This window comes from Macrococcoides bohemicum (assembly GCF_016865215.1).
Taxonomy (GTDB): Bacteria; Bacillota; Bacilli; order Staphylococcales; family Staphylococcaceae; genus Macrococcoides; species Macrococcoides bohemicum.
Genome location: NZ_CP054482.1, coordinates 1,271,595 through 1,295,187, shown reverse-complemented (window position 1 = coordinate 1,295,187; position 23,593 = coordinate 1,271,595). Strand labels below are relative to the sequence as shown.

26 protein-coding genes are annotated in these 23,593 nt (G+C 32.8%); 4 read left to right on the top strand and 22 right to left on the bottom strand.

The features are described from left to right. Nucleotides 1-105: 105 nt before the first annotated feature. Both HT586_RS06630 and HT586_RS06625 read right to left on the bottom strand, forming a co-directional pair. A complete protein-coding gene (locus HT586_RS06630; protein WP_203545454.1) occupies nucleotides 106-1,467 on the bottom strand; it encodes an aminoacyltransferase in 1,362 nt (453 codons plus the stop codon). A gap of 20 nt (nucleotides 1,468-1,487) precedes the next feature. After that, complete coding sequence (locus HT586_RS06625; protein ID WP_203545453.1) at nucleotides 1,488-2,741, bottom strand: aminoacyltransferase; 1,254 nt, start codon at nucleotides 2,739-2,741, stop codon at nucleotides 1,488-1,490. Nucleotides 2,742-3,032: 291 nt separating this feature from the next. On the opposite strand from HT586_RS06625, the gene HT586_RS06620 reads away from it, so the two are divergent. Both HT586_RS06620 and HT586_RS06615 read left to right on the top strand, forming a co-directional pair. Continuing rightward, nucleotides 3,033-3,701 carry a sigma-70 family RNA polymerase sigma factor gene (locus HT586_RS06620; protein ID WP_203545452.1) on the top strand — a complete coding sequence of 223 codons (669 nt, stop codon included), beginning with the start codon at nucleotides 3,033-3,035 and terminating at the stop codon, nucleotides 3,699-3,701. Beyond that, nucleotides 3,695-4,063: a hypothetical protein gene (locus tag HT586_RS06615; protein WP_238999198.1), complete on the top strand. Its 369-nt coding sequence runs from the start codon at nucleotides 3,695-3,697 to the stop codon at nucleotides 4,061-4,063. Before HT586_RS06620 ends, HT586_RS06615 begins: the two co-directional genes overlap by 7 nt. Before the next feature lie 34 nt (nucleotides 4,064-4,097). Here the strand turns inward: HT586_RS06615 and HT586_RS06610 are convergent, their stop codons facing one another. From HT586_RS06610 to HT586_RS06600, 3 genes are all read right to left on the bottom strand, one after another. After that, complete coding sequence (locus HT586_RS06610; RefSeq protein WP_188017388.1) at nucleotides 4,098-4,754, bottom strand: type 1 glutamine amidotransferase domain-containing protein; 657 nt, start codon at nucleotides 4,752-4,754, stop codon at nucleotides 4,098-4,100. A 109-nt stretch (nucleotides 4,755-4,863) separates the two neighbouring features. Then, nucleotides 4,864-5,904, bottom strand: a complete 1,041-nt coding sequence (locus HT586_RS06605; RefSeq protein WP_203545451.1) for a M42 family metallopeptidase — start codon at nucleotides 5,902-5,904, stop codon at nucleotides 4,864-4,866. 153 nt (nucleotides 5,905-6,057) lie between these two features. After that, entirely contained in the window at nucleotides 6,058-7,287 is a 1,230-nt protein-coding gene (locus tag HT586_RS06600; protein WP_188017390.1) for an MDR family MFS transporter, read from the bottom strand. Nucleotides 7,288-7,374: 87 nt separating this feature from the next. Between HT586_RS06600 and HT586_RS06595 the strand changes: the two genes are divergently transcribed. After that, nucleotides 7,375-8,979 carry an ABC transporter substrate-binding protein gene (locus tag HT586_RS06595; protein ID WP_203545450.1) on the top strand — a complete coding sequence of 535 codons (1,605 nt, stop codon included), beginning with the start codon at nucleotides 7,375-7,377 and terminating at the stop codon, nucleotides 8,977-8,979. Between the two features lie 80 nt (nucleotides 8,980-9,059). Here the strand turns inward: HT586_RS06595 and HT586_RS06590 are convergent, their stop codons facing one another. From HT586_RS06590 to HT586_RS06535, 13 genes are all read right to left on the bottom strand, one after another. Continuing rightward, a complete protein-coding gene (locus HT586_RS06590) occupies nucleotides 9,060-9,359 on the bottom strand; it encodes a DUF4298 domain-containing protein (RefSeq protein WP_203545449.1) in 300 nt (99 codons plus the stop codon). A gap of 132 nt (nucleotides 9,360-9,491) precedes the next feature. Then, nucleotides 9,492-10,754 (bottom strand): Y-family DNA polymerase, encoded by a 1,263-nt coding sequence (locus tag HT586_RS06585; RefSeq protein ID WP_203545448.1) that lies wholly within the window; start codon nucleotides 10,752-10,754, stop codon nucleotides 9,492-9,494. A 240-nt stretch (nucleotides 10,755-10,994) separates the two neighbouring features. Then, on the bottom strand, nucleotides 10,995-11,432 hold the full coding sequence (gene aac(6'), locus HT586_RS06580) for an aminoglycoside 6'-N-acetyltransferase (RefSeq protein WP_096076539.1): 438 nt from the start codon (nucleotides 11,430-11,432) through the stop codon (nucleotides 10,995-10,997). Next, on the bottom strand, nucleotides 11,429-11,959 hold the full coding sequence (locus HT586_RS06575; RefSeq protein ID WP_157742182.1) for a GNAT family N-acetyltransferase: 531 nt from the start codon (nucleotides 11,957-11,959) through the stop codon (nucleotides 11,429-11,431). Before HT586_RS06575 ends, aac(6') begins: the two co-directional genes overlap by 4 nt. Before the next feature lie 127 nt (nucleotides 11,960-12,086). Next, nucleotides 12,087-13,187 (bottom strand): DUF1648 domain-containing protein, encoded by a 1,101-nt coding sequence (locus HT586_RS06570; RefSeq protein ID WP_203545447.1) that lies wholly within the window; start codon nucleotides 13,185-13,187, stop codon nucleotides 12,087-12,089. Further along, nucleotides 13,187-13,555, bottom strand: coding sequence for a GntR family transcriptional regulator (locus HT586_RS06565; protein WP_203545446.1), 369 nt, complete (start codon nucleotides 13,553-13,555; stop codon nucleotides 13,187-13,189). Before HT586_RS06565 ends, HT586_RS06570 begins: the two co-directional genes overlap by 1 nt. A 96-nt stretch (nucleotides 13,556-13,651) precedes the next feature. Beyond that, on the bottom strand, nucleotides 13,652-14,119 hold the full coding sequence (locus HT586_RS06560; RefSeq protein WP_203545445.1) for a hypothetical protein: 468 nt from the start codon (nucleotides 14,117-14,119) through the stop codon (nucleotides 13,652-13,654). Between the two features lie 122 nt (nucleotides 14,120-14,241). Then, nucleotides 14,242-15,855, bottom strand: coding sequence for a ribosomal protection-like ABC-F family protein (gene abc-f, locus HT586_RS06555; RefSeq protein WP_203545444.1), 1,614 nt, complete (start codon nucleotides 15,853-15,855; stop codon nucleotides 14,242-14,244). A gap of 36 nt (nucleotides 15,856-15,891) precedes the next feature. Continuing rightward, nucleotides 15,892-16,017, bottom strand: a complete 126-nt coding sequence (locus tag HT586_RS12520) for a hypothetical protein (RefSeq protein ID WP_262492331.1) — start codon at nucleotides 16,015-16,017, stop codon at nucleotides 15,892-15,894. Nucleotides 16,018-16,273: 256 nt separating this feature from the next. Then, on the bottom strand, nucleotides 16,274-17,041 hold the full coding sequence (locus HT586_RS06550) for a hypothetical protein (RefSeq protein WP_203545443.1): 768 nt from the start codon (nucleotides 17,039-17,041) through the stop codon (nucleotides 16,274-16,276). Nucleotides 17,042-17,046: 5 nt separating this feature from the next. Further along, entirely contained in the window at nucleotides 17,047-17,532 is a 486-nt protein-coding gene (locus HT586_RS06545) for an NUDIX hydrolase (protein ID WP_203545442.1), read from the bottom strand. Between the two features lie 82 nt (nucleotides 17,533-17,614). After that, nucleotides 17,615-18,454, bottom strand: a complete 840-nt coding sequence (locus HT586_RS06540; protein WP_203545441.1) for an aminoglycoside phosphotransferase family protein — start codon at nucleotides 18,452-18,454, stop codon at nucleotides 17,615-17,617. A gap of 9 nt (nucleotides 18,455-18,463) precedes the next feature. Continuing rightward, nucleotides 18,464-19,204, bottom strand: coding sequence for a hypothetical protein (locus HT586_RS06535; protein WP_203545440.1), 741 nt, complete (start codon nucleotides 19,202-19,204; stop codon nucleotides 18,464-18,466). Nucleotides 19,205-19,286: 82 nt separating this feature from the next. On the opposite strand from HT586_RS06535, the gene HT586_RS06530 reads away from it, so the two are divergent. Then, the gene (locus HT586_RS06530) at nucleotides 19,287-19,733 is read left to right on the top strand and encodes a GNAT family N-acetyltransferase (RefSeq protein WP_203545439.1); all 447 of its coding nucleotides are present in this window, start codon (nucleotides 19,287-19,289) and stop codon (nucleotides 19,731-19,733) included. Between the two features lie 36 nt (nucleotides 19,734-19,769). Here HT586_RS06530 and HT586_RS06525 read toward each other — a convergent pair whose 3' ends face one another. The 4 genes from HT586_RS06525 to HT586_RS06510 all read right to left on the bottom strand — a co-directional run bounded on the left by HT586_RS06525 (nucleotide 19,770) and on the right by HT586_RS06510 (nucleotide 23,485). After that, nucleotides 19,770-19,997, bottom strand: a complete 228-nt coding sequence (locus HT586_RS06525; RefSeq protein WP_203545438.1) for a hypothetical protein — start codon at nucleotides 19,995-19,997, stop codon at nucleotides 19,770-19,772. 92 nt (nucleotides 19,998-20,089) lie between these two features. Beyond that, the gene (locus HT586_RS06520) at nucleotides 20,090-21,337 is read right to left on the bottom strand and encodes an ATP-binding protein (RefSeq protein ID WP_203545437.1); all 1,248 of its coding nucleotides are present in this window, start codon (nucleotides 21,335-21,337) and stop codon (nucleotides 20,090-20,092) included. Nucleotides 21,338-21,440: 103 nt separating this feature from the next. Next, nucleotides 21,441-22,247 carry a DUF4240 domain-containing protein gene (locus HT586_RS06515; RefSeq protein WP_111745020.1) on the bottom strand — a complete coding sequence of 269 codons (807 nt, stop codon included), beginning with the start codon at nucleotides 22,245-22,247 and terminating at the stop codon, nucleotides 21,441-21,443. 44 nt (nucleotides 22,248-22,291) lie between these two features. Beyond that, a complete protein-coding gene (locus tag HT586_RS06510; protein WP_203545436.1) occupies nucleotides 22,292-23,485 on the bottom strand; it encodes a S41 family peptidase in 1,194 nt (397 codons plus the stop codon). Nucleotides 23,486-23,593 lie beyond the last annotated feature (108 nt).

The following is a 23,593-nucleotide window of genomic DNA, read 5'->3' as shown; positions in this document are numbered from 1 at the left end:
CTAAAATATTGAATAAAGACATCATATAATACTATTTGACATTTATATTATATGATGTCTTATATTGTTCTTTAGATTATTTATTCCATTGTTATAACTTAATGATTAATTCGACTCACTAATTTTATCCGGTCCTTTTTGTAATACAATATTTTCTGTCGTTTCTAATTCATCTTCTGACTGATTATTTTTATTTTGTTTACGTTGTTTTAATTCACTTAATTTTAATCTCGTTTTTAATGCGGCTTGATATACAGCATATTTAGGTTTATTGATTGGCTTAATAAAGTCTCCAACAAGTTCTTCAATTTGAGCGTTAAATCCACGTTTAAATCGATATACGCCGTAATCTTCACCAGATTCACTGAAATCACCAGATACACCATAGAAGTTATAGCGATCAAATCCATGTTTAAAACAATAATTGATCATATACCAGTGCATTGCATATGGACCCATGAATTTATTATATTTCTCACTAGAACCGCCAGAGAAATAATTCACTTCGAAATGGTTTAAGAAAAACATACCAGCAGCTAAATTAAGAATTTTTCCATCAGTTTTACGTAATGTGCTCATATCCAGTAATTCTTCTTGCATGTGATTGATTTCACAATCTAACTGTTCAATTTTCTTCATCTGCTTATCAGATTTATTTTCATTTGCCATCATCTGATCACGTTTTGATTCAGATTCTGTAATATCATTCGATAATTTCTCAATATATTCATCAAGATCAATATATGCTAACGGTAATAGTACTTTATCGTCATAGTATTGATGGAATCCTTCAAAATAACGATCTGGACGAGCAATAAAACCAGCGCGTTGTTCCGTTTCACGATATAAATCTAAAAATACATCTAATTCTTCTTTACCAAGCAGTCGGATTTTCACGCCGTATTTTTGCGCTTTTTTCACATTACGTTTACGTTGTGAATCAAATTGTTTCATTATAGAGGCTGGCGTTTCATCTTGAAGGTATAATACACTCATCCATCTGACCTGTGTATCCATCGTATACCCTACTGAGAAACCGGTATGTTTATATCCAAGCGATTTTAACTGATTAATAATCGCGTCATTTGTGCCATATTCTTCTTTATAATTCACATCTTTATCGTATAATTTATATATCCAGTAAGGATCTAGTTTCACATATAAAGCTTGATGCGTTTTTAAATATGTATCAAGTGATTTGAAGTAAAAATCAACAAGCTCTGAATTCTTATAATCCATTACTGGACCACGGTTTGAATAATAGAAATAACTTCCGAATGTCGGTATTTTAGAAAATAGACTGGCAGCAATGACTTCGCCTTCTTCTTTAACACCTAGTAATACAACTGGATAACCGTCAGCTTCTCTATTCTTTATGTTTTCCTGCAGTTGAAAATAGTGACTCATTTCAGTTGTATTCCAAATAAAATCAGTATATTCTGCAACCGTCAACTCAGTGAATTCCATGAAAATCTTCCCTTCAAATCTTATTTACGTATTTTCTTCATCGTTTCGTATAATTTGTAAACCGGCTTATTGATTGGCAATACAAAATCTCCGATATATTCGATTACATCTGCGTTAAATCCTTTTTTAAATTTGATTACACCAGCGTCTTCTGCATCTTCCGTGAAGTCACCACTGATACCGTAGAAGTTATAACGATTAACCCCTGATTCCATTGCATACTTTATCATATCCCATTGTATTGCATAACTACCTGCGAAATGCCTGAATTCATTTGAAGTACCACCTGCAAGATAAACGACTTCAAATGGATTGATTAAATAGAATGCAGCAGCAATCGGTAAAGTATCACCATGTTTTTGCTGTAAAGCTTTTGCTTCAGCGAGCTTTTCTTTAATTGCTGTTAACTGATTTTCGCTTGTTGTAAGTACATTTTTCCATTTCTTCGCATCAGGCTTTTTCTCAAGTTCATTTTTAGCTTTATCGATTTGAGCTTTCACATCAACTTCTTCTGCAATGAGCTCAGGTATATATGTAGAAAAATCAATATAAGCGAGTGGCATTCTCACACGATCACCGAAATACTGTATTCGATTTTTATAGAATGCATCCTCTCTATCAACAAACTCTTTTTTTCCACTCGTATCATTCATAAACTGTCTGAAGATGTGCAGTTCGTCTATTGAGAGATCACGTACCTTTATACCGTTTTTAATCACTTTTTTGATATTACGTTTACGTAGGCTATCCATATTGTTCAATACTTCTTTTTCCGACAAACCTGCAGTATTTAGCACCGAATGCCAGCGAATTTGATGTATTGGATCGAAACCAGTCGTAAATCCTTGGTGTTTAAAGCCTAATGCTTTTAATTGTGTGAATATATCTTTTGTATCATAGCTTTCTATCACTTTGCCATCATGATCTCTCAGTTGATATGGTACATATGGATCGATTCTAAGATGAAGTGCTTTATGACGCTTTAAATAACGTTCTAATTCCTTGAAAAAGAATGTCACAAGCGCTTTATTGTGAAAGTCCATGACTGGACCACGATTTGAATAGAAGTATTTGAACGCCTTCATCACAGGTAAAGCGGTGAAAAGACCTGCTGCTATGATATTTTCATTATCATCTGTAACGCCTACGAGATGTACTTCAGCACCTTCAGCGATTTTCAAATCATAGTTAACTGCCATCTGCGTAAAATGGCTATATGACTGTTTATCTGTATAATCTCCGAAAGCTTCTCTTGATAAGTTTATAAATTTCATGATGATTCTCCTTATTCAAATGAACGCTATTGTTCATTAATCTCATGCATTATAATAACATAAAAGCGTCTATTTAATCACTTCATAGCGTTAATATTTCATCAATAAAGAAGATTTAAATGAAATTTACACTAATTTTGTCTAACATAAATTTATATTAAATATCTGTACATTACTTATGCTCTACTATCAACTTTATATTGTTACTTTAATCACTTCATGTATGCTATAATTCGGTTATATAAACGAAATTATAGTAATTCGTCTAAATAAACGAACTGGAGGTATAAGATGTTATCTTTATTCGTAATGGATGTTTCCGGAAGTACAAAGTTCGATAATACAGCGGCAATCAGTCACACATTAGTGCATTTAACTGAAGAAATTGAACAGTGGACAAAGGACGTATCGTTTAAATATATTAATTTTCGTATGGGTGATGAATTATTTTTTGTGAGCGATAGTCTGTCAGCAACCCTTTTTACAAGTTTCTATATTAAGTTGTTATGGCCCTATAAATCACAACCAATTAAATTCGGAATTGCTGCGAGTAATGAAGAAATACCTACCGGAAACCTTGAACATTGGAATGCACCTATCATTAAACAGGCACGTCGTAATTTAACGCAAATTAAACAGTCAGACATTACAGATTTTCATTTAACGATTGAAGAACAGGATGTTACGGTTATCAACAACGTATTATATCCATATTTAACTGAAATCGTTCATAATCATTCTGAAATGCAGCAACAAGTGCTGCTTCTCTCCTATGTATATGATCAGCAAAAAGAAATTGCGCAAGTCCTTGGTAAAAGTCTGTCAACAATATCAGAGCATTTAAAGCGAAGCCATAAAAAACAGTTAATGCTGATAGAAGCGGCGTTAACTCAACTTGATGATAACAATCACAACACATTGTATATCCAAAATACTTTTAAGGAGTACGCATTATGCTGAAAATTATTTTAATTGCGATATTTATACTGTTATTTATTATGTCAGGTCCTATTATTAAATGGGTTTTATCGGCCATGAGTGAAACAAAGACGAAGCAGTCAGATAACGTAGGATTAATGATCGGTTATATAGAAAGGTTACTGATCCTGATGTTTATCGCTTTTGGAGAATATACAGCAATTGGACTCGTTATCGCAAGTAAATCGATACTTCGGTTTAATGACCTTAAAGATGATAAACCAAATTACAATTTAGAGAAGATTGATAAGACAAGTGAATATATATTACTTGGGACGATGCTAAGTTTACTTATCGGTGTTGTACTCGGATTAATCTTAAGAAATCTCTTACTTATGAAATAAACCACATGAGGCATTACCCCATGTGGTTTATTTTTTATAGTACTTTTACAAATGCTTCTGCGACCTCGACACTTGATTGAGGATTTTGGCCGGTCACGAACTTCTTATCTGTTACAACGTGTGATGTAAAATTCTCACCCACGACAAAGCGGCCGCCTTGTTTTTCTAACTCTGATTGTAATGCAAATGGAACAACTTCATCTAGCTTCATCGCAATTTCCTCGTTATTCGTAAATCCAGTAAGTTTAACACCGTCAATTAAGTAGCTGCCATCTTTAAGTTTAGCACCAACAAATGCACTTGGACCATGACAAACAGCTCCGATTGCACGGCCATCTTCTTTATAGAATGCAAGGATGTTCTGCAAATCCGGATCATTAGGTAAATCATACATCGTACCATGTCCACCCGGAATAAATACGCCATCATAATTTTCAAATACAACGTCTCTCAATTTTAGAGAGTCGCCTAATTTCTTAACGACATCTGCATATGTCTTCGTTTCATCATTAGCTACAGAGTTTGGATCTAGTGGGATTGCGCCACCTTTAACTGAAGCAAAATCTACTGCGATATTATTTTTCTCAAAAATCTTGTATGGTGCTGCAGCTTCTTCTAACCATAGTCCTGTTGGTGTACCATCACTGAACTGCTCTTGATTTGTCAGTACCATTAATACTTTTTTTGTCATAAATAAAACACGCCCCTTCTTATATATTAACAACATTATAACGAAAAAGGACGTGTGTCTCAAAATATTAACCTTAAATTTATCAGAAAATTCTAAATTTATATTTATACTAGATTACATTGCTCAATACATATTGATAAATTAACTTTTCCGTATTTTCAAGTGAAGTTTTATGTGTACGTTCCATCGCATGGCTTGATTCAATACCAGCCCCAAATAGACCATGTTTAACATCATAACCAGCGCTCATTGCAGCACTTGCATCACTACCGTAATACGGATAAATATCAACTTTATAATCAATTTCATTATCTTTACAAAGCTGAACGAGATGTTGTTTCAATTGATAATGATAAGGACCTGAGCTATCTTTCGCACAAATTGATACCGTATATTCATCAGATGATTGTCCATCTCCTAATGCTCCCATATCAACAGCAATATATTCTACAACTTCATCCGGAACATTGGAGTTACCACCATAACCGATTTCTTCATTATTTGAGAAATAGAAATGTGTCGTATGTGGTAATTCTATATTTTCAGCTTTTAAATGACGTAACAGTTGAATAAGCATCGCCGCACTTGCTTTATCGTCTAAATGACGTGATTTAATAAATCCGGATTCTGTAATCTCGCATCTTGGATTGAACGTGATAAAATCTCCGACACTGATACCTAATTTTTCAGTATCTTCCTGAGACTTTACGATTTCATCAATACGAACTTCCATATGATCCTCATCACGTTTAATATCACCTGCATTACGATAAACATGGACGCTTGTTTCATGCAGACAGATTGTTCCCGTATACACTTTATCATTTGTATGAATTTCACAGTATTCACCTTCAACAGCATTCCATCTGAAACCACCAACCATTGATAAACGTAAACGACCACTCGGTAGAATCTCTTTAACCATTGCACCTAAAGTATCAACATGTGCTGTTAAGTATTTATGACGTGTATCATCTTTCCCGGGCACAGTAATCAATACCCCACCTTTATTGGTTTGTTCTACCTCATAGCCAATACTCTCTAACGTTTCTGTCACATATTCAATCGCTTTAAATGCGAAACCTGAAGGACCTGGAATATTTACTAAACGCTCAATCTCTTGCATCGTGCAATTTACATCTGGATACATTTACATTCTCCTTTTCAAATTTACTGATAATTTAATCTTATCTGATAATGAGGGGGAGTACAATGGTTGATAAGAAAAATACAAAAACTTTCAGTTAACTGAAAGTTTATTAAATTTTCTAAGGAATTATCAGTCTCCTGAAAGTTTTTATATCTATGTAATATTAATTTTTTTCATTTTAAACAAGCTATTCATCATGAGCGTTGCCCCTATTGTAACAATCACAAACACAACTACACTCATCGCATATGGGTTTAAATATGTACCAAGGATTAAAGATCCATTAGATAATAGCTGTGCGCCACTGAATGTGAATGAACTGAATGTATTATAGGTACCTCGTTTTTCTTTTGGTATTAGTGTCAGCATTTCAGCACTTTTAATCGGTGCAAATATCATTTCACCAAATGTAGCAATAAGCACAGCTATGATAATCAGCCACCACATATTTGCAGAAGTAAGTACTGCATATCCTATTGCATACATCAATAGTCCAAATCCTAGAATTCTACTTACTTTAAACTTCTCTAACCACTTACCAACTAATAAAGAAAATGTAATAACGGTAATTGTATTAACGAGGTTAATGATTGTAAACATTCTAACACCGGTAATTTCAAAGCCGGACAAGTAAATTGTGTCAAAGTTTTTATGTAATCTTACAGCAACGTAAGTACTTGTCATGAGCTCCACAGTTGCAATAAACATCGTACCGATTACCATTAATACGAATCGTTTATCTTTAACGACAGTCTGATATGCAATGAACAAATCTACAAATACATTTTTATGTTCTTTTTTACGGATAAAGCTGTTTGTTTCTTCAATATATTTCATATATAAGAAACTTAATAACAGTGCCACCATCGCTGAAGCAAAGAATAACCAGCTTTTATGTTCGTTATAGAATAGTCCACCGAGAAGTGCGCCTATTGCCAGTGATAAATTAATCAGCCAGTAATCCATCCGATATAATAATTTCTTATTTTCATCTGTTGCTGAATCCTGAACTAGTGCACTCATAGAAGGTCTGCGAAATGCACTAAATATGGTAAAGAGTATAAATGTCGTCATAAATAGATTAATCCATGAGTTGACAACGGTTAGCCACATAAATATTAGCGATAATGCTTCAGCAAATGAACCGAATATCAGCATCTTCTTTCTCGGGAATTGGTCGACTAAGTAACCTCCCCAAATATTACTGATAAACTGGACAAAGACGATTGATGCTAAAAACAATCCAGCGATTCTTGCATTCAGCTGATCAGTTAAATATAGTGCAATAAATGGTAGTGTCGCACTATAAGTACAGCGATTGACAAATGAACCCCACAATCTGAGTTGGATATTGATTGGTAAGTCACGAACTTTCATTTTCATTCCCCCTAACTTTCTACATATGATAAAGTAGACTTAATGATTTAAAAATGGACAATATTTTATTTTAGTCCACTTTTAGGAGGAGTTATGGAACAATTATTACTGTCATTCTATAATTTAAAGATTATAGCATTTCATCAATCGTCTGTCAGTGAACAGTTAAATGTGAGCCAGAAGCATTTATCCAGAAGTTTAAAAAGATGGCAGGATAGTGGTTATCTAACTTTTCAGAGTGCACGTGGTCGAGGGAATCAATCAACGGTTCAATGGTTCGTGGATATCGATACATTATATTTCAATAAGGTGAATGCAATGCTAACGCCATATCATTTGTCAGATGCTATTCAATATTTAACATGGGACTGGTCTATTCATCATAAACAGATGTTGATTACGAAAGCTAATCAATTACTCGGGGTATCTACAGCTGATGTAGACAAATTAGTCGTTAAGAAGCGCTACGCCCCACTCTATTCTCATCCTTTAGAAGTGGTTGATATCAATAGCTCAAATATATTAAGTAATATTTATGACACGTTAATCACTTATGATAAACATTCGAATCAATATCATTTTAAGATAGCACAGCATATCGATTTTTATGATGATCATGCAGTGATATATTTACGGAAGAATGTTTACTTTCATGATGGTACTCAAGTGACTGCTGAAGATATTAAGCGATGTCTGAGTCATGCGATAGCGTATCAGGAGACGAAAGTGTTATTAAGTCCAATTGTTTCAATTGAAGTGATTAATAAACTTACAGTTAAAGTATATTATCACGATTTTCCATATTTCAAAGACGTATTATGTAAGTTAAATCTTGCAATCTATAAGCAGGATAAGCAGCAAATTATTGGTACAGGATCATTTTATATCGCAATGAATAATGAATTTCAAACGACTTTAAAATCTTTTAATCAGTATTATGGCTATCAATCATATCTTGATGAAGTTGAATTAATCTATATACCGAAGCTTAAAGAAACTAACTTTACATTAAGTGATAGTGATACGTTCCAGCATATCGAAGTAACAGATGGTTTTTATTATGTGCTGTCACTCGCTCAAAATAAGTTATCAGATCTGCAGAAAGCAACGGTGCATTACTTATTTCAGCAGTCCGTTCATCATGTAAAAGATATACACACAAGTAAAGGAACCCCTTATATTCTGAAAGATCAGCCATTTTCGCTTAAATCATTAAATAAATTAGAAGATCATTTCTCTATAATAATTGTCTATCCGAGCTATATCGAAAAAAAGATGCTCCAGTATAAAAGATATTTAAAGCGATACAATATAGAAGCGGTATTAAAACCTATCGATATTATGACTTCCTTTAAAAGTGAAATAACAATTGAGGGGGATATCTATATCCACGGTATGTTCTTTAGTGAAGCGGAAACCTTTGAATACTTTACGATGCTCTATCAAAATAAAACGATGCATCACCATTTATCACAACAATATCCTCTGTTGAGTGATTATTATGCTACATATATCACAACAGATACTCGTGAGTGGAATGAACTGAATCATGCGATTAATCAGTCGTTATTTGAATCACATACACTCTACCCTATCTTCAACATTACTCAGGAAGTTAAAGTACCAAATAGCATTCATAATGCCAAAGTGACTACGGCAGGATTCTATAACTTTTCAGAGCTTGTGATTAAACGATAAAAAAACTTTCAGGTCCTGAAAGTTTTTTGTTTTTTTATAATATCTTAGTTATTTTTGTTTTATTTTTTCTTATCAAATCATTAATGCGTCTTCAATTGCTGTGTCGAAATTTCCAGCATTCTGATATTTAATGTATACTGTTCAGCAATTAAGTTATATACGCCGTCTTCAGACAATACACCAGTCGGGATATCCTGATACGTATCAGATTCATTTGATAAATCTACATCACGCATATACTCTTCGCTACCATAATAGTCTTTTAAGGCATTATAATCTGCGCTATTTGCTTTCAATTGATCTAATAACGCATTCATCTTTTCAACAATTTCACTTGTTTCATTTAAGACTTTCTCATAACGGATTACATCTTCTTTCATTGTATTCACCTCATATTGATAGATATATTAACAATTTATGTCTATTATACGTTTGATGGATGAATAATTCCAGAAATACAGGTTGGTTTTATGATTGATTATAGTGCTTGTGTTTATATTCACGATATCTGACTATGCCTTATGACCAGCGATAAGACCATTGCGCTTCATCGCCGTGCCTTGCTCTGTATACGATACTGCACGCAAGACACTATTCTTCCCAAAACGTATCTTTAGCTGGTCTACCGTCTTTTCCAGTCTCTCTTGTTTCTCACGTTCAAACTCATCGACAAAGAGTGATAACTGACGATCTTCCTCACGAATAAAGTTCGTAAGTGAAATATTTACTGTACGATACATACGCTTTTTATCACACAACTGCATCATAAATCCCCACACAACCTGAAAGATATCAGCGGTTAAATTCGTCCCTTCAGATAATGTGTAACTTTTATTTACTTTTCCTTCATCACTATAGCCAACAGTAAAAGAAATCGTACGTGCAATCATATTGTCGGCACGTAGTCTGAATGTTACTTCTTCAACATGTTCTAACACGACAGCTCGTAGTTCATCGAAACGGTAATCACGCATTAAAATCTGACTTTTATTAATAGAGGGTTTATAAATATGATGTTTCTCTCGGATTAAACTTGAATCAATTCCGTTTGCATGTAAATGCAGGTCTACTCCGATAATACCGAAATCGCGCTTTAAATAATGATGCGGATAATTAGCAAGCTGCCCAATCGTGAATATCCCCTTTTGATTGAGTTTCTTCTCGGTGCGACGATTAATTCCCCAGAACTTACTTAACGGCTCAATCGACCACATCTTTACCGGTACATCTTCGTAATGCCACTCAGCAATACCATCCGGTTGTGTCTTTGCTTCCATATCCAGTGCAATCTTGCTGAGTAAGACATTATCCCCTATTCCCACGGCACACTGAATTTGCGTCTTATCATAAATCTCCTGTTTAATCTTTAAGGCAAGCGCATACGGACTTTCTGCGTATAGTTTATAACTCTTTGTAACATCCATAAAAAATTCATCGATACTATATTGATGGTAATCCTCCGGTGCAACATATTGCAGTGAAATCTCAGCAATTTGACTGGCAACTTTCAGGTAAGTGTTCATCGAAGGATTGATAATATAAATATCAGAACGATGAGGTATTTCAAATAAACGTGAACCGGTCTTTATCCCCATTGCTTTTAGAGGTGGTGTAGCAGCAAGTACAACAGACCCCTGTCGTTTCGTATCAGCGACAACAGCGAGCTTTGTTGTCATAGGATCAAGTCCTTTCATGATGCAAGAAACACTCGCAAAGAAACTCTTCTGGTCAATACAGAGTACATTCCTTTTCTCACATAGACTGTAATCATACATATTAAGCACCCTCTTATAATCTTTGATGATACATTTATCATACCAGAACATACGTTCTATTTCAATAAAAATAGAACGTATGTTCTTATTTTTCAAGATATTAAAACAGAAATAAATAAACGGCTAATATGGGCTGCCACTCCATATTAGCCGCGAAAAAACATAAAAACCTACGAAAAAGTCCGGCAAATATGGAATACAACGCCACATTTGCCGGAACACATGCAATAAAAATATAAATTATTCTATTTTCTTTTTAAAACACACGATTCTATTTGTTTCTTCAAACCCTAATTTTTCATGCATTAAAATACTATCTATATTTGTTAACTCACAATCGCTAGCAAATTCAGTACACCCATTCTCTTTAGCAAACTGTTCGCAAGTTGTAATAAGTGCTCGTGCTATTCCACAATTTCTATATTCAGGTAAGACATAAATGCCTTCAAGAAAACCTACAGGGCTTGTTTCTGTCCCCTCAACATAATCAACACGCAAACTGACATGCGCAAAACCTACATCCAGATGATTGTCATGATACAGAAATACACGTTGATTATCATGATCGATTAAAGTCTTAAATTCATTTATTAAATCTTCATATATATTGTCCGGCCATAGTCTTAAAGCAAGGTTGGTTACGGTATCTAACTTTTCTAACGTCAAAGGTTGAATCATACAAACGTCTCCTTGATATCCACAATCCAAACAGCATAATGATCTCCTACATCCCAGTAATCTTTAAAGAAATACGTAGGTTGACCAAATTTACGCGTCCATGTGGCCATAGCTTTCTTATAACCACAATCAAAGCAGTACGAATCGACACCCTGCTCTTTCATAAACTGTGTTAAAAGCGTGATAAGTTGACTACCTATTCCTCTACTCTGATAATCAGGATGTATATATAATGTTCCCATCTCTTTTAATCCATCAACTTTATCTCCGACAAGCTCCTGGATCATTTGATTAGGTGTATAGAACCCAATAATTCCAACAACAACGTCGTCATCCTTAGCGACGATAAACATATCATCTGAACCATTAAAATAACGATTGATATAAGTCATCTTTTTATTAATTTCGCTATTAAGGTCTTCATCATCATCAACGCCATTGTTTAAAAATGTATGTGAAATAACATGTTTAAAGTAGCCTTTTAATTGATTAACGTCTTTGTATTGTAATTGTTCATATGAAATCATAAGCATCTCTCCTAATGATTTAATTGTTATCTTTATAATAATAGAAAACAGAATAAATAAAAAATGAAGTTAGCTTCAAATCTAACGAAATATTCGTAAAAAATGAAGTTAACTTCATATTAAAACATTATGAGAAAATTGTAATTACAATTAGCACAGCAATCGGTAATCCAAGTAAAATAGACGCTATAAACCAAGACATCGGTCTTGCCATATTTAATGTCATCCCCATTTCTGAAAGCTTAGGTACCCAGACATTCAGATCATCAGGATTATAGTAGAATAGTCCAAAGATATAATGTTCCTCATTGTAATATGGCGCTTTGTCTGAAGTGGCTATGGCTTGACGATACTTCTTGCTTTCCGAAATTTGTAAATAGATACAAGCTGCTGTAATTAAAAGCAGCATTCCAATCAGCATCATCATGATGCCATTCGGCAAATAATTATCATTATACACTGCAGGTCGAATAAAGATTAATATAAATAATAAGGTCATCGTAAATGAAATAAGGTGAATCATCATATTGTTAATCAGCTTAGAATTTTTTATAAAATTGATAGAAGCATCTTTGACAGCAGGATTTACAGTTGTATTGAAAAAGCTTGTCCCCTTTGAACTTGCCCAAAGTGATAATAATATGGCTAATCCAAGTAAGCCTGGAGAAAAAACGCTGAGGAAATTCTTTTGACTGAAATCATCAGCTACACCCTCAAAATTCCAATGTGTAGCGATCGTTTCAGGTATCTTATCATAATTTAGCGCAACAAATATAAATGCAGCAATAAATGCGATTAACTGCATTATAAATAGAACATTCGGAAGTGGCGAACTTTCTGTCATTAATCGCGTATCTGTCGCTTTCACTACTTTAATATCTTTCATCCAGTCTTCGCTTAACTTTACAGCTTTCAAATGATCATGAGCACTTTTATAGATAATAATTGCACCGATAATAAGAACGTGCAGCAATACAACAAAGCTTAATAAAGCTGCAGAATGATTGGCAACTAAATAAATTACTATAAATAAAAGTGCTACAGCAATGGCTAACATTAAAATTTGCTTTCTGTATTGTGCCTTTACCGTCTCAATTGCACCATTATCTGTTTCACTCTCAGGCACAAAGACACTAAATATTATATTACGACGAACGAAACGACCATTCAATAAGAACAATAAGCCGGTTAAAAACAATATGCTACTAAGTAATAAACCTTCCATCATTAACCCTCTCCCTCTTTAATTAATCTCAGTAAATCAGCTACATCCAGTTGTTTGCACTTCGCTTCATCAATAATCGGTTTCAAACGACTCATTAAATCTTCCCGTTCAACTTTTGTCGCAGCCTTTAAAGCATCAGGATGAATTATCGCTCCGGACTTCGGCTGCACAAGAATCAATTGTTTCTCCTCCAGATAATGATAAGCTTTGTTCACCGTATGCATATTAATCTGAAGACTCTTCGCAAATGCACGACCAGAAGGTAATGGATCATAAGGTACGACATTCCCTTCTGCAATATGATGAATCATTTGATTGGCAAGTTGTAAATAAACCGGTACACTACTCGTTTCATCAATCTCAATATACATTGAACCACCTCTCTGTTATACAAAGCATAGAACAGATTTAAAGGCAAAAATAAAAACCAATCTGTTATACATTTATTATAACAGATTGGTGTAGGATTACAAGTTGAAATGTTTCATGACTTCTTCGTGAGTATAGGTTACTTTATGGTTCAAATGCTCACGATAAGCAATATCAGCATCACGTGTATCCTGAATATCTTCCATATGACTTTGACATCTCTCAATCCATAGTTTTTCAAACGCTGCTTCTCCTAGAATGCGATGGGATAAGTCATTAATATGATCAATATTTTCTTGTTCACACCACTTTATACAATCCAGATATAATTGCATCTCTACTGATGTATTATCAATATCATAAATTTCAATCGGGATATCAATAACCCCTTTTTGAAAAGCAACGAAGCAACGTGTATGACCATCAACGATATAAAATTGATTGTCGTACTGAATTACTGAGATTATTGTATTTTTGACAGAAACATCATTCAGCCATTCACTTACCTCATCCACTTTACGTTGATTCAAATAGAGTTGAGTAAGCTTTAGATCATTAATATCCATGAAATAATCACATCCTATTAAGAGTGTAGTTCACTAATATAGTATCATGAATCGATTGAAATATTACTCATTTAATATGAAAATTAGAAACATCAAACCTAAATAAACATAAAGAGTTACGTTTATTCAGCTTTTTTCTGCTTCGCATAACTATAATTTCCTAAATACATGTTTACATTTTTATCTTCAATCCAATAAGTAACATCAAAAAACTTATCAAGAAAATATCTATCATGCGAAACAGCGATAATCGTTCCTTTGAATTTATCTAAAGCATCTTCTAATATTTCTTTAGATTCAATGTCTAAGTGGTTAGTAGGTTCATCGAGAATGAGTACATTAAAATCATTCGACATAATTTGTGCCCATCGTAAACGCATCTTCTCTCCACCACTTAAATCTTTCACTTTTTTAAATACGTCATAACCATAGAATAAATAGCCAGCGAGATGATTACGAGCCTCACCTTCTGTGACTGATGCGTATGCACGATACGCGTCTAAAACAGTATCATTGTCTTCAGTAAAATGATGTTGTGACAGATAACCAATCTTAATATTAGGTGCAATAATGATTTCGCCTTCATCAGGATTAACATCCTCTAACATCATTTTTATTAACGTACTTTTTCCTGTACCATTGGCTCCAACAATAGAAATCCTATCATTTCTTCTGATTTTCATATTTACATCTTCAAACAATATATCATCATACATTTTGGCAACATCAATTAAAGTGAACACATCTTTAGAAGATTTGTCTGCACTTTGAATATCAAGCTGCATTGTTTTAGCATCAATAATCGGTTTCTTTTTTATTTCTATTCTAGCCAAAGCTTTTTCCATACTTTTTGCGCGACGATGCATTGCGGCATTTGGTGGTACAGCTTGATTCGCCCATATTTTTAATTGTTTGATCTGTGCTTTCATCTTTTGAATTTTCTTCTGTTGATTTTTGTATTCTTCATACTCTCTTAAGATTCTATCTTCTTTTTCTTTTATGAAGTAAGAATAATTTCCGTGATAAATATGCAGTGCTTGTTGATCTATCTCTAATATTTTACTCACCGTCTCATCAAGAAAATAACGGTCATGAGAAATAATAATAACAGCACCTTTATAATTTTTAATAAATTGCGTTAACCATTCAATACTATCGATATCCAGATGATTTGTCGGTTCATCCAGTAGTAATAATTCCGGTGATTGAAGTAATAACATGGCTAAACCAACTTTAGTACGTTCTCCACCTGAAAGCTGAGACCAAAGTCTATCGGCCAATGGATTAATTTTGAGACCGTGCATTACAAAGTTGATTTTACTATCCTTTTCATAACCACCTAGTGCTTCAAACTTCTCTTGTATATTGGCATATTGAACTAAAATCTTTTCAAGATTATCAGGGTTACTTGCCATTTTTAATTCTAATGCTTTCATTTTCTTCTCTATTACATCAAGTTCAATAAAAGTTTGTGCTAAACATGAATAAACATCCATATCATCCGGGAATTTCGGGATTTGGCTCAAAATACCAACTTGTGTATCTTTTGATAAACTAATAAAACCACTATCAGGACGCTCTTCTCCTGAAATGAGTTTGAATAAGGTTGTTTTACCTTCACCATTTCTTCCGATAAGACCAATACGATCATTATCGTTAACTTCAAATTTGATATCCTCAAATATACGATCACCTGTAAAAGATTTTGATACTTGGGCTACGTTTAAAATATTCATTTTTTCTCTCCTCTAGTTTGGCTAGAGGAACCGTGTTTAGTATTCCTCTAGAAGTTGTACTTGCTTAAAAAAGGGCAGACTCCACCAATTTTTAATTTCAAACGCAAATTTCCCACGTACCGTTAAAACAAAACGCATACGCTTCGCAACTTCTAAAAACAATACCAGCACCTCCGTTCATAAAAATTAATTATATTATATAACAATTTTTAGAATATTTAAATATATATTTAGAAATAATAAGAACAAGCGATAATAAGCTAGTTCATTTTCAATTAAATCATTAAAATTAAATTTGTTTTCTCTAATCAATGTAAAATCTTTAAATAAGCCGTCTGAATTGTAGAAATTATTTTTAAACACATTAAAAATATCCTAGTCGTTTTCATTATAAAAGGTAGAATAGCTATTCATTAGACTATTCTACCTTAATTTTTTTATAAATTTTATAATTAACTTCTTCTCTTTTACTTTGAATCGTCTCAAATCGTTCTATTGTCCATGGTTCCCAGAATGTCTGTCCTTGCTTGTTAAAGACATATTTGTCATCAATCGCATAACATGCATGTGTTAGTATATTATCCTGATAGAAACAGATAACATCTCCACTATTAAATGAAGATTCCACTTCTTTGTATCCAAGACGGTTAAGGAAGAGCATAAAGGTTTCCTGATGCACCCACTGTTCTAATATAAATGGATTTTTAGTTAATGCATACAGTGTTGCCGACAAACAATTTGCGCCATGGTTTTCCGGAAATTTATTATGCAATGCAGTAAGATGAGATATTGAACTGAACTGCGTTATATCTGTTTTGCTAGGTTCATCATCGAACTGTTGGATAAAGCTTATTTGTTCTTTTTGAGAGAGCGTATCCCAATATGCTGAAGTTATTAATCTATCATCATTGATGAGCTGCGTGCCATTATCGATCATTTCTTGTTTCAATGCATCTTTAAATGTATTTTCTATGCTTTCATACCATCCTGGTTCGGCTACAATAACAAATTCATATGTCAGATGCCATGTTTGATACGTTGAATGGTTAACAACATTCGATAAACTACTGTTTTTCTTAAACTCTTCTTTCGGTACAACTAAAGTGTTTATTAAATTATGCTGCTGTTGATTTAAGAAAGCTTCTGATATAAAGAAAAGATCAAACTCGAACTTCAAATTACGCATGTTAACTACCCCACTTTAATATACTTACAATATCTATCCCATAAATCTGGTATTACTTCATCTAAATTTTGTTCAATTTCATTCGGACTGACCCACTTAACATCAACAACTTCTTCAGCCTGAAGATTAAATGTAATGTCATTGGTTGGTGATTCGTATAGATAAGTCTCAGTAATATAATGTGAATGCATGGTATAACCTTTGAATTGAATATCATCTAAAGGCGCAAATATACCTGCTTCCTCAAGTAACTCACGATGTGCAGCAAGGACACCATCTTCTCCTGCAACAGCAGATCCTCGACTACATTCCCATTTCAAACCAAGTGTTTTATCAGGATGACGTTGTGTAAGTAGCAAATCACCATTTGGTTTCTGTACCCAGATTTCTACTACTAAATGGTACAATCCATCAGGTACTGTAACGCCTCTTTCATGGAGGATACCAGTTTTTTGTCTATTCATATCTAGAAGTTCCCATATTTCACTCAAGTTTATCCCTCCAATGTTGTAATTCGTAATATTATTTATACCATTTTGGAATTACAATATTAAAATCTTCATAATACTTACGTTATACTTCAAACTCTTCTTTCATGACTTCTATTTCTTTGTCACCAAATGGGATTGCCCATGGTAATGAAGATAAGATATTCGTCGCGATATAAACAGATAATACTTCCCAAAAATCAATCGGTACTTTACCATCAAAATATCCATCGACGCGACCTCTACTAAATGTCTCACTCGTATTGACACACCAGCTGATACGATTGAATTCTTCAAATGATTCACCGATACTACATCTATCAAAATCAATAATCCATAGTTTACCTTTTTCATCAATGACCATATTCCCAACATGATAATCGCCGTGGTGGTAGACAACAGGTTTATCGATGATACGATTTTCATACTTTTCTATTACATTAAATAAACACTGATCATTATCATATTCATATTCACAGTTTAGATACATCGATTTCTTACGTTCGATTTTCTTTAGGAAAAAGTCACGCCATCCAAACTGATTTGCTCCAGGTATAGCATGAATGGCTTTCAATATTCTGCCAGCTTCAAGACCAAGTTCATATTGCTCTTCTAAAGTTAATGTCGGCAATATTTCTTTAGCTTCATGACCTTCAATCCATTGGTATAATAAATAATAATGATTATGATACTCGCCGTGTGATACTAATTGTTGCACAGGAAGTCCTAAGTCCATACACTGTTCAACTAAATAAATTTGCAATTTAATATCCTCTATTTCTTTAAAAGAAGAAAGACGTAATAGATATTTATCATCATGACTTGTAACAATATATTTTTGATCATCCGACCAGCGTTTGTTAAAGCTTTCTAACTTCACAAAATGAAAGCCTGGCAAGTAATCATTTAAATCATCAATATGCATGGCACCCTCCTATATATGTGTTTCAAAATAATGTGATAAAGATACCTTTCTTCCTTCCGTATCCCAATCATGATAAAGTTTAAATAAACGTGATACATCTCCATCTACATGCCTTACAAACTGAGTGATTTTAACAAAACTCATCCAGTAATGAAACATAATATATTCTTTTGGGTGCGAGTAAATATCATATGTAAAGTGTTCTAAAGGTAAGTCACCGAATTCATTTAAATAATATTCGTAAAGTGACTTTTCAAGATGAGATATGTCATCGAATAACTGTTCATCAAAAAAGAACTTTCTGGGAAGGTACGTCGCCATTCCTTCTTCAAACCACATATCTTCACACGTTGGATTCTCTTCATCGAATTCAGCAAGAAATAGATCAATATGATGCGCGAGTTCATGTCCTAATATTGCAAGCATCTCATCTTTAGTGTGTTCGGTATAATATGACGTGTATTTATCTTTTAAAGCTTCTGGAAGCAACGCTGTTAAATATTGTGCCCAGTAATCTTGGTCAGCACACATATAGATCGCTTCATCTCTCGTAAAAGCAGGTACTGGTTTTTCAAGTACCTCCTCCATCACAAAACGTGATGTCCAGAACACACCCTTTGGTACATCCTTTAACTGAAAATAATCTTCAAGATATTGTTGGAAATCATTTATTTGTGTATGGAAATATGTAATATCAGCATGATACTTATTTAGATCAGTAGCTTGTTCAAAAGTATAGATTGGTTTCATTAATATGCACCTTTCTGTGTTTATCATAAGAAAAAAATATATAATGACATTATACAGAAAATTCTTACAAAAAGGTGATTCGATGTTAAAACAAGTTTATGAAATTAACGATGAAATTTTAGCGTTATTGTTATTAGCAGACCCTTCGATTGAAATGATTAATAAATATATTAGTGAAAGTTCAATCTATATATTAGAGCAAAGCAAATTTACCGGTGTTGTTGTACTTAAAGAAGTAAGTGAATCAACGATGGAAATAATGAATATTGCAGTAAGTGAAGCTTATCAAGGAAAAGGTTATGGAAAGTTGATGCTAAAAGAAGCAGAAAAAATAACGAAGCATTCAGGATATAACAATTTAATCATTGCTACAGCCAACTCAAGTCTGAACCAACTCGCGTTATATCAAAAGTGTGGATTTAGACTTCATGAAATAAAAAAAGACTTCTTTATCAATAATTATAAAGAAGTCATAATTGAAAATGGTATAAGAGCGATGGATAAGATAATACTTAGCAAAAATATATAAAATCTAATTCATAAGATTTCAATTCTGCCATACAATCTAAAGATTATCCCATGTACTTTCAAAATCAAGAATTTCTTCATTTTTACGGTGTTTAATTTGATTTGTTATTCTCTTTTCCGATAAAAATAAAGTTTCCTGAATGGTATTCCAATCATCTTCACCGATTAAAACAGCTCCTTTTTCTCCAATTTCATTTGGCGCGATATATTTCTTTACTATCTTGATTAACAGATTTAATGATATTGAGAAATTCTTTTCTGGCATTATCAAATGTATAAATGTTCATATTTAAACCTCCGACATAATCTGTAATAACTATTAATCAGGAATTGTTATATACTCTACTCTCTATTGAATTAAATTCTATACTTTGTTCCACGACCTGTGCCGACTTTATAGACATATCCATTTTCACAAAGATGGTTAACTAAGCGGATGACCTTTGATTTATTGAAAGGCGTACGTTCTACTATTTCACTGCTTGAAAGCACATATCCAGAACCCAGTGTCTCCATAATGATACTTTCATCTTTTGTTACTTTTGGTAAAACATTTGTTACAGGAAGGATAATCTTAATACTTGTTTCTGAAACAAAAAATTGTGGCTTCACTTTATATTGGCTATAAGCAGATTTAATACGTTTAATACCTGTACCAAACATCTCAATATATCCTAATCTGAAAAATATATTAGCAAGAATAGGATTTCTTAATATTGAAACATTGTTTTCAAGATAATCGAACTCGCTAATCCCACTAGGCAATCCCCCTGGAGATGTAATTTCAATTTTATCTGGAAACATAGCAATATTAATATGGCTGTTAATATCCCAATGACGGTGAATAATTGCATTGGCTAAAGCTTCTCTAAATGCATCTTTCGGGATAATCTCGATTGAATTTCTATGCATCCCTGCTATCTTCTCGTATTCATAATAACGTTCAAATGAGTCAATAGCAGCTTGATAAGCTGAAAGGATTGAAATATTGGATAGACGGTTTCTATCAAGTATTTCATTTATAGAATGGCCAAAACGCGCGATATCAATGCATGGAAAATTATTACGATCAGCAACAATGGATGCTGCATTATTATATTTACCATTACTATCAATAATTCCTAAAGTTTTAAATAAATCATCGGATACTACATTAACATGAATTTTTTCCATCAATAATTTTGAAAGTGTATTGAAAGTAAGATCAGTTGATTTAACTTCAAGTGCTTCGAAAGATAAATTTGAACCTTCCAATACTAAACGCTTTAATTCTAGCTGGTCAACTTCAATTGTAGCAGTATCATTTCTTCGATATGCCTTACCTTTATATAAATATGGTTTATGAACGCCCTCTGTAACTTCTAAGCAAATCGTATTGTTTCTGTTAATTGAAAAAGTAAAGTGAGGACTAGGATTTATACTATCGTTAATTTTGTTTTCGATATCTAATATTGTTTTCTGAATGTTTTCAAACCCAATATATTCACCACTATCAGATACTCCAAATATTATTTGTCCACTACCATAATTCGCATAGGCACTCACAGTCTTTAAGAACTGATTTGATACTTTTTCTTTAAATTCAGTTGTTTTATTTTCAATCAACTAGACCACCTCTATATACATATTACACTAAACAAAAATGCAACGCAAAATTTTGCGTTGCATTTTTGTTGGTTTGTAAATAATAATGAATCAATTTAATTGCTTATTTCAATTCCAATAATTCTTGATAATCATAAGAATAATTAGCACGCTCAAGCGCTTCTTCTGTAATTTCTAGTAACTCCTCAAAACTATCTTCGACAAGATCTTCTTCAATAAATCCATCTTCTAATGTTTCATTATAATATTCCAGACCTTGAGCAATAATAAAACTTCTCGTATATAGAAAAGCATCATCTGAATTATATTTATTATTCTTTAAAGGTAGTTTTTCCAGTACTTCAAGATGCTTTGCTAAAGTATTATGGAAAGATATTATTTCTTCTCTAGGATATTTAGTTAATTTTTTGATTGCATATTGTTCATCAAGCTCGTCTGGGAAAAGGTGGTCAATCATTTTCCAAAATTTTGTATCATCCATTTGCATTTTATTGTTTATTTCGATTTCATCTTCTATACCATAAAACTTATCTTTTTCTTCTTCAATTTTTTCTGGCATATTATCCTCCATCCAATCCCAAAATGGATCTCTAGCATTCATTAGGAAATGTTCGTTATTTTTAGGGATATGAAAATCTATTTCTATATTTCCTATATATTCAAAATCGATACTTGAATCGTGATATTCCTCTGCCCAACTTATTGCGAATTCTGAAAATGGATTTTTAGTAGGATAAATTTGTTTTAATCTAGTATCAGTTAGTTTCGGTAAGGTAGTGTTGATATAGTCAGCAACATAATATTGCTTTGATTTTTCAACTGTTTTAATAATAACTAAACATGTATATAACCCGTAAGGTAGTTTTTCTACTAGAACATCACCGATTTTAAGTTTATCAAAATCATACATATTTAAATCTCCTTGTAAAAACGTTTTATTTTAATTACATTTTATCATTCTTTTAACATCTTAATCGCCTTTTCAAGTAAAACATCGCGTGATATATCTTCAGTAGTCCATGGAATTTCGATATCTGGTGTAATTCCTTTTAAAGCCATAGAGACACCATGATCTAAACCGTTATATCTTGAATAAGGACAAAGCAAGTCAAATTGGTCGTTTAAATAGAGATAACCACAATTTGAATAATCATTCATGCCTTTAGTAGCTCTTCCTATAACCGTCACAAATTCGCTATGTTTAACGGTCTCAACAAAATTGTCACCTGAACTCCCGCATCTTTCATTAGCGATTACAATAACTTTGATATCTTGAGCAATTCCGTCCAGTACAATCGGTTCAATATCATCGCTGAATTTGATCATACCTTTACCATAGTTATCAGACATTCTTTTGCGATATTCCTTAAACGCTTCCTTCGTCTCTCCCTCATCCATCTTCATCAAATCTTTATCCACTTTACTGATCATATAATCACAATATTTTTTTGTATAATTAAACGTTAATCCATAGTCGATATTTAATATATATCCAGGTGGAAAGATGTATTCTAACAATGGAAAATATGCAAAGTCACTGCCACCTCTATTATCACGCACATCGATAATAAATTTTTTACTCCGTTTAAGTAAGTTACTATTTTGTTTAATGAGTTCATGTAATGCATTAACATTTTTAAAATCAGGTAATCTGATAAATATATAATCATCATGCTTTTCTATTCTATATTCTTCATCATATAATTCATCATTAGACGCGATAAAGATATTTTTAACTTCTGCATTTTTTATAGTTACAGTTTTATGCTTAAGAAGAACATTATGCCATTCGTATCTTTCAGGATTTGGATCAAATAATAAATTTGCATCATTCTCAATTATATCTTGAATTGAGTGCTCACCTATTTTAATAATTTCACTACCAATTGTTATGTCTGGGTCGATAGATTTTACAACAAACAGCCGATTATTGTGGTTCTTACATAAAATTGATACTTTTTTTGTATTCAGTTTATCAATAATACGTAAATGAGGATCATGCAGTTTATTGAGCTGTTCAGTTACATCGGGAAAGAAATCATGAATATTTGAAAAATCCATTGATGCAATAATATCCTTTTTATCATTAAATCCGACATATTCTTCATTTAAATATTTATTTAATAAATTTAGTTCAGTTTTAAACATAAGCAACGCTCCTATCAGTAGAATAAACAGAATATTCAAATATAATTATATAACAATGAAGTTTAATCAGCACTATATAAAGTGATGAATTATGGTTATAAATAGCAC

Bases quoted from the DNA above. Each gene is read 5' to 3' on its own strand.
- HT586_RS06630 (WP_203545454.1), bottom strand. From the start codon at position 1,467: ATGGAATTCACTGAGTTGACGGTTGCAGAATATACTGATTTTATTTGG.
- HT586_RS06625 (WP_203545453.1), bottom strand. From the start codon at position 2,741: ATGAAATTTATAAACTTATCAAGAGAAGCTTTCGGAGATTATACAGAT.
- HT586_RS06620 (WP_203545452.1), top strand. From the start codon at position 3,033: ATGTTATCTTTATTCGTAATGGATGTTTCCGGAAGTACAAAGTTCGAT.
- HT586_RS06615 (WP_238999198.1), top strand. From the start codon at position 3,695: ATGCTGAAAATTATTTTAATTGCGATATTTATACTGTTATTTATTATG.
- HT586_RS06610 (WP_188017388.1), bottom strand. From the start codon at position 4,754: ATGACAAAAAAAGTATTAATGGTACTGACAAATCAAGAGCAGTTCAGT.
- HT586_RS06605 (WP_203545451.1), bottom strand. From the start codon at position 5,904: ATGTATCCAGATGTAAATTGCACGATGCAAGAGATTGAGCGTTTAGTA.
- HT586_RS06600 (WP_188017390.1), bottom strand. From the start codon at position 7,287: ATGAAAATGAAAGTTCGTGACTTACCAATCAATATCCAACTCAGATTG.
- HT586_RS06595 (WP_203545450.1), top strand. From the start codon at position 7,375: ATGGAACAATTATTACTGTCATTCTATAATTTAAAGATTATAGCATTT.
- HT586_RS06590 (WP_203545449.1), bottom strand. From the start codon at position 9,359: ATGAAAGAAGATGTAATCCGTTATGAGAAAGTCTTAAATGAAACAAGT.
- HT586_RS06585 (WP_203545448.1), bottom strand. From the start codon at position 10,754: ATGTATGATTACAGTCTATGTGAGAAAAGGAATGTACTCTGTATTGAC.
- HT586_RS06575 (WP_157742182.1), bottom strand. From the start codon at position 11,959: ATGATTTCATATGAACAATTACAATACAAAGACGTTAATCAATTAAAA.
- HT586_RS06570 (WP_203545447.1), bottom strand. From the start codon at position 13,187: ATGATGGAAGGTTTATTACTTAGTAGCATATTGTTTTTAACCGGCTTA.
- HT586_RS06565 (WP_203545446.1), bottom strand. From the start codon at position 13,555: ATGTATATTGAGATTGATGAAACGAGTAGTGTACCGGTTTATTTACAA.
- HT586_RS06560 (WP_203545445.1), bottom strand. From the start codon at position 14,119: ATGGATATTAATGATCTAAAGCTTACTCAACTCTATTTGAATCAACGT.
- abc-f (WP_203545444.1), bottom strand. From the start codon at position 15,855: ATGAATATTTTAAACGTAGCCCAAGTATCAAAATCTTTTACAGGTGAT.
- HT586_RS06550 (WP_203545443.1), bottom strand. From the start codon at position 17,041: ATGCGTAATTTGAAGTTCGAGTTTGATCTTTTCTTTATATCAGAAGCT.
- HT586_RS06540 (WP_203545441.1), bottom strand. From the start codon at position 18,454: ATGCATATTGATGATTTAAATGATTACTTGCCAGGCTTTCATTTTGTG.
- HT586_RS06535 (WP_203545440.1), bottom strand. From the start codon at position 19,204: ATGAAACCAATCTATACTTTTGAACAAGCTACTGATCTAAATAAGTAT.
- HT586_RS06530 (WP_203545439.1), top strand. From the start codon at position 19,287: ATGTTAAAACAAGTTTATGAAATTAACGATGAAATTTTAGCGTTATTG.
- HT586_RS06525 (WP_203545438.1), bottom strand. From the start codon at position 19,997: ATGCCAGAAAAGAATTTCTCAATATCATTAAATCTGTTAATCAAGATA.
- HT586_RS06515 (WP_111745020.1), bottom strand. From the start codon at position 22,247: ATGTATGATTTTGATAAACTTAAAATCGGTGATGTTCTAGTAGAAAAA.
- HT586_RS06510 (WP_203545436.1), bottom strand. From the start codon at position 23,485: ATGTTTAAAACTGAACTAAATTTATTAAATAAATATTTAAATGAAGAA.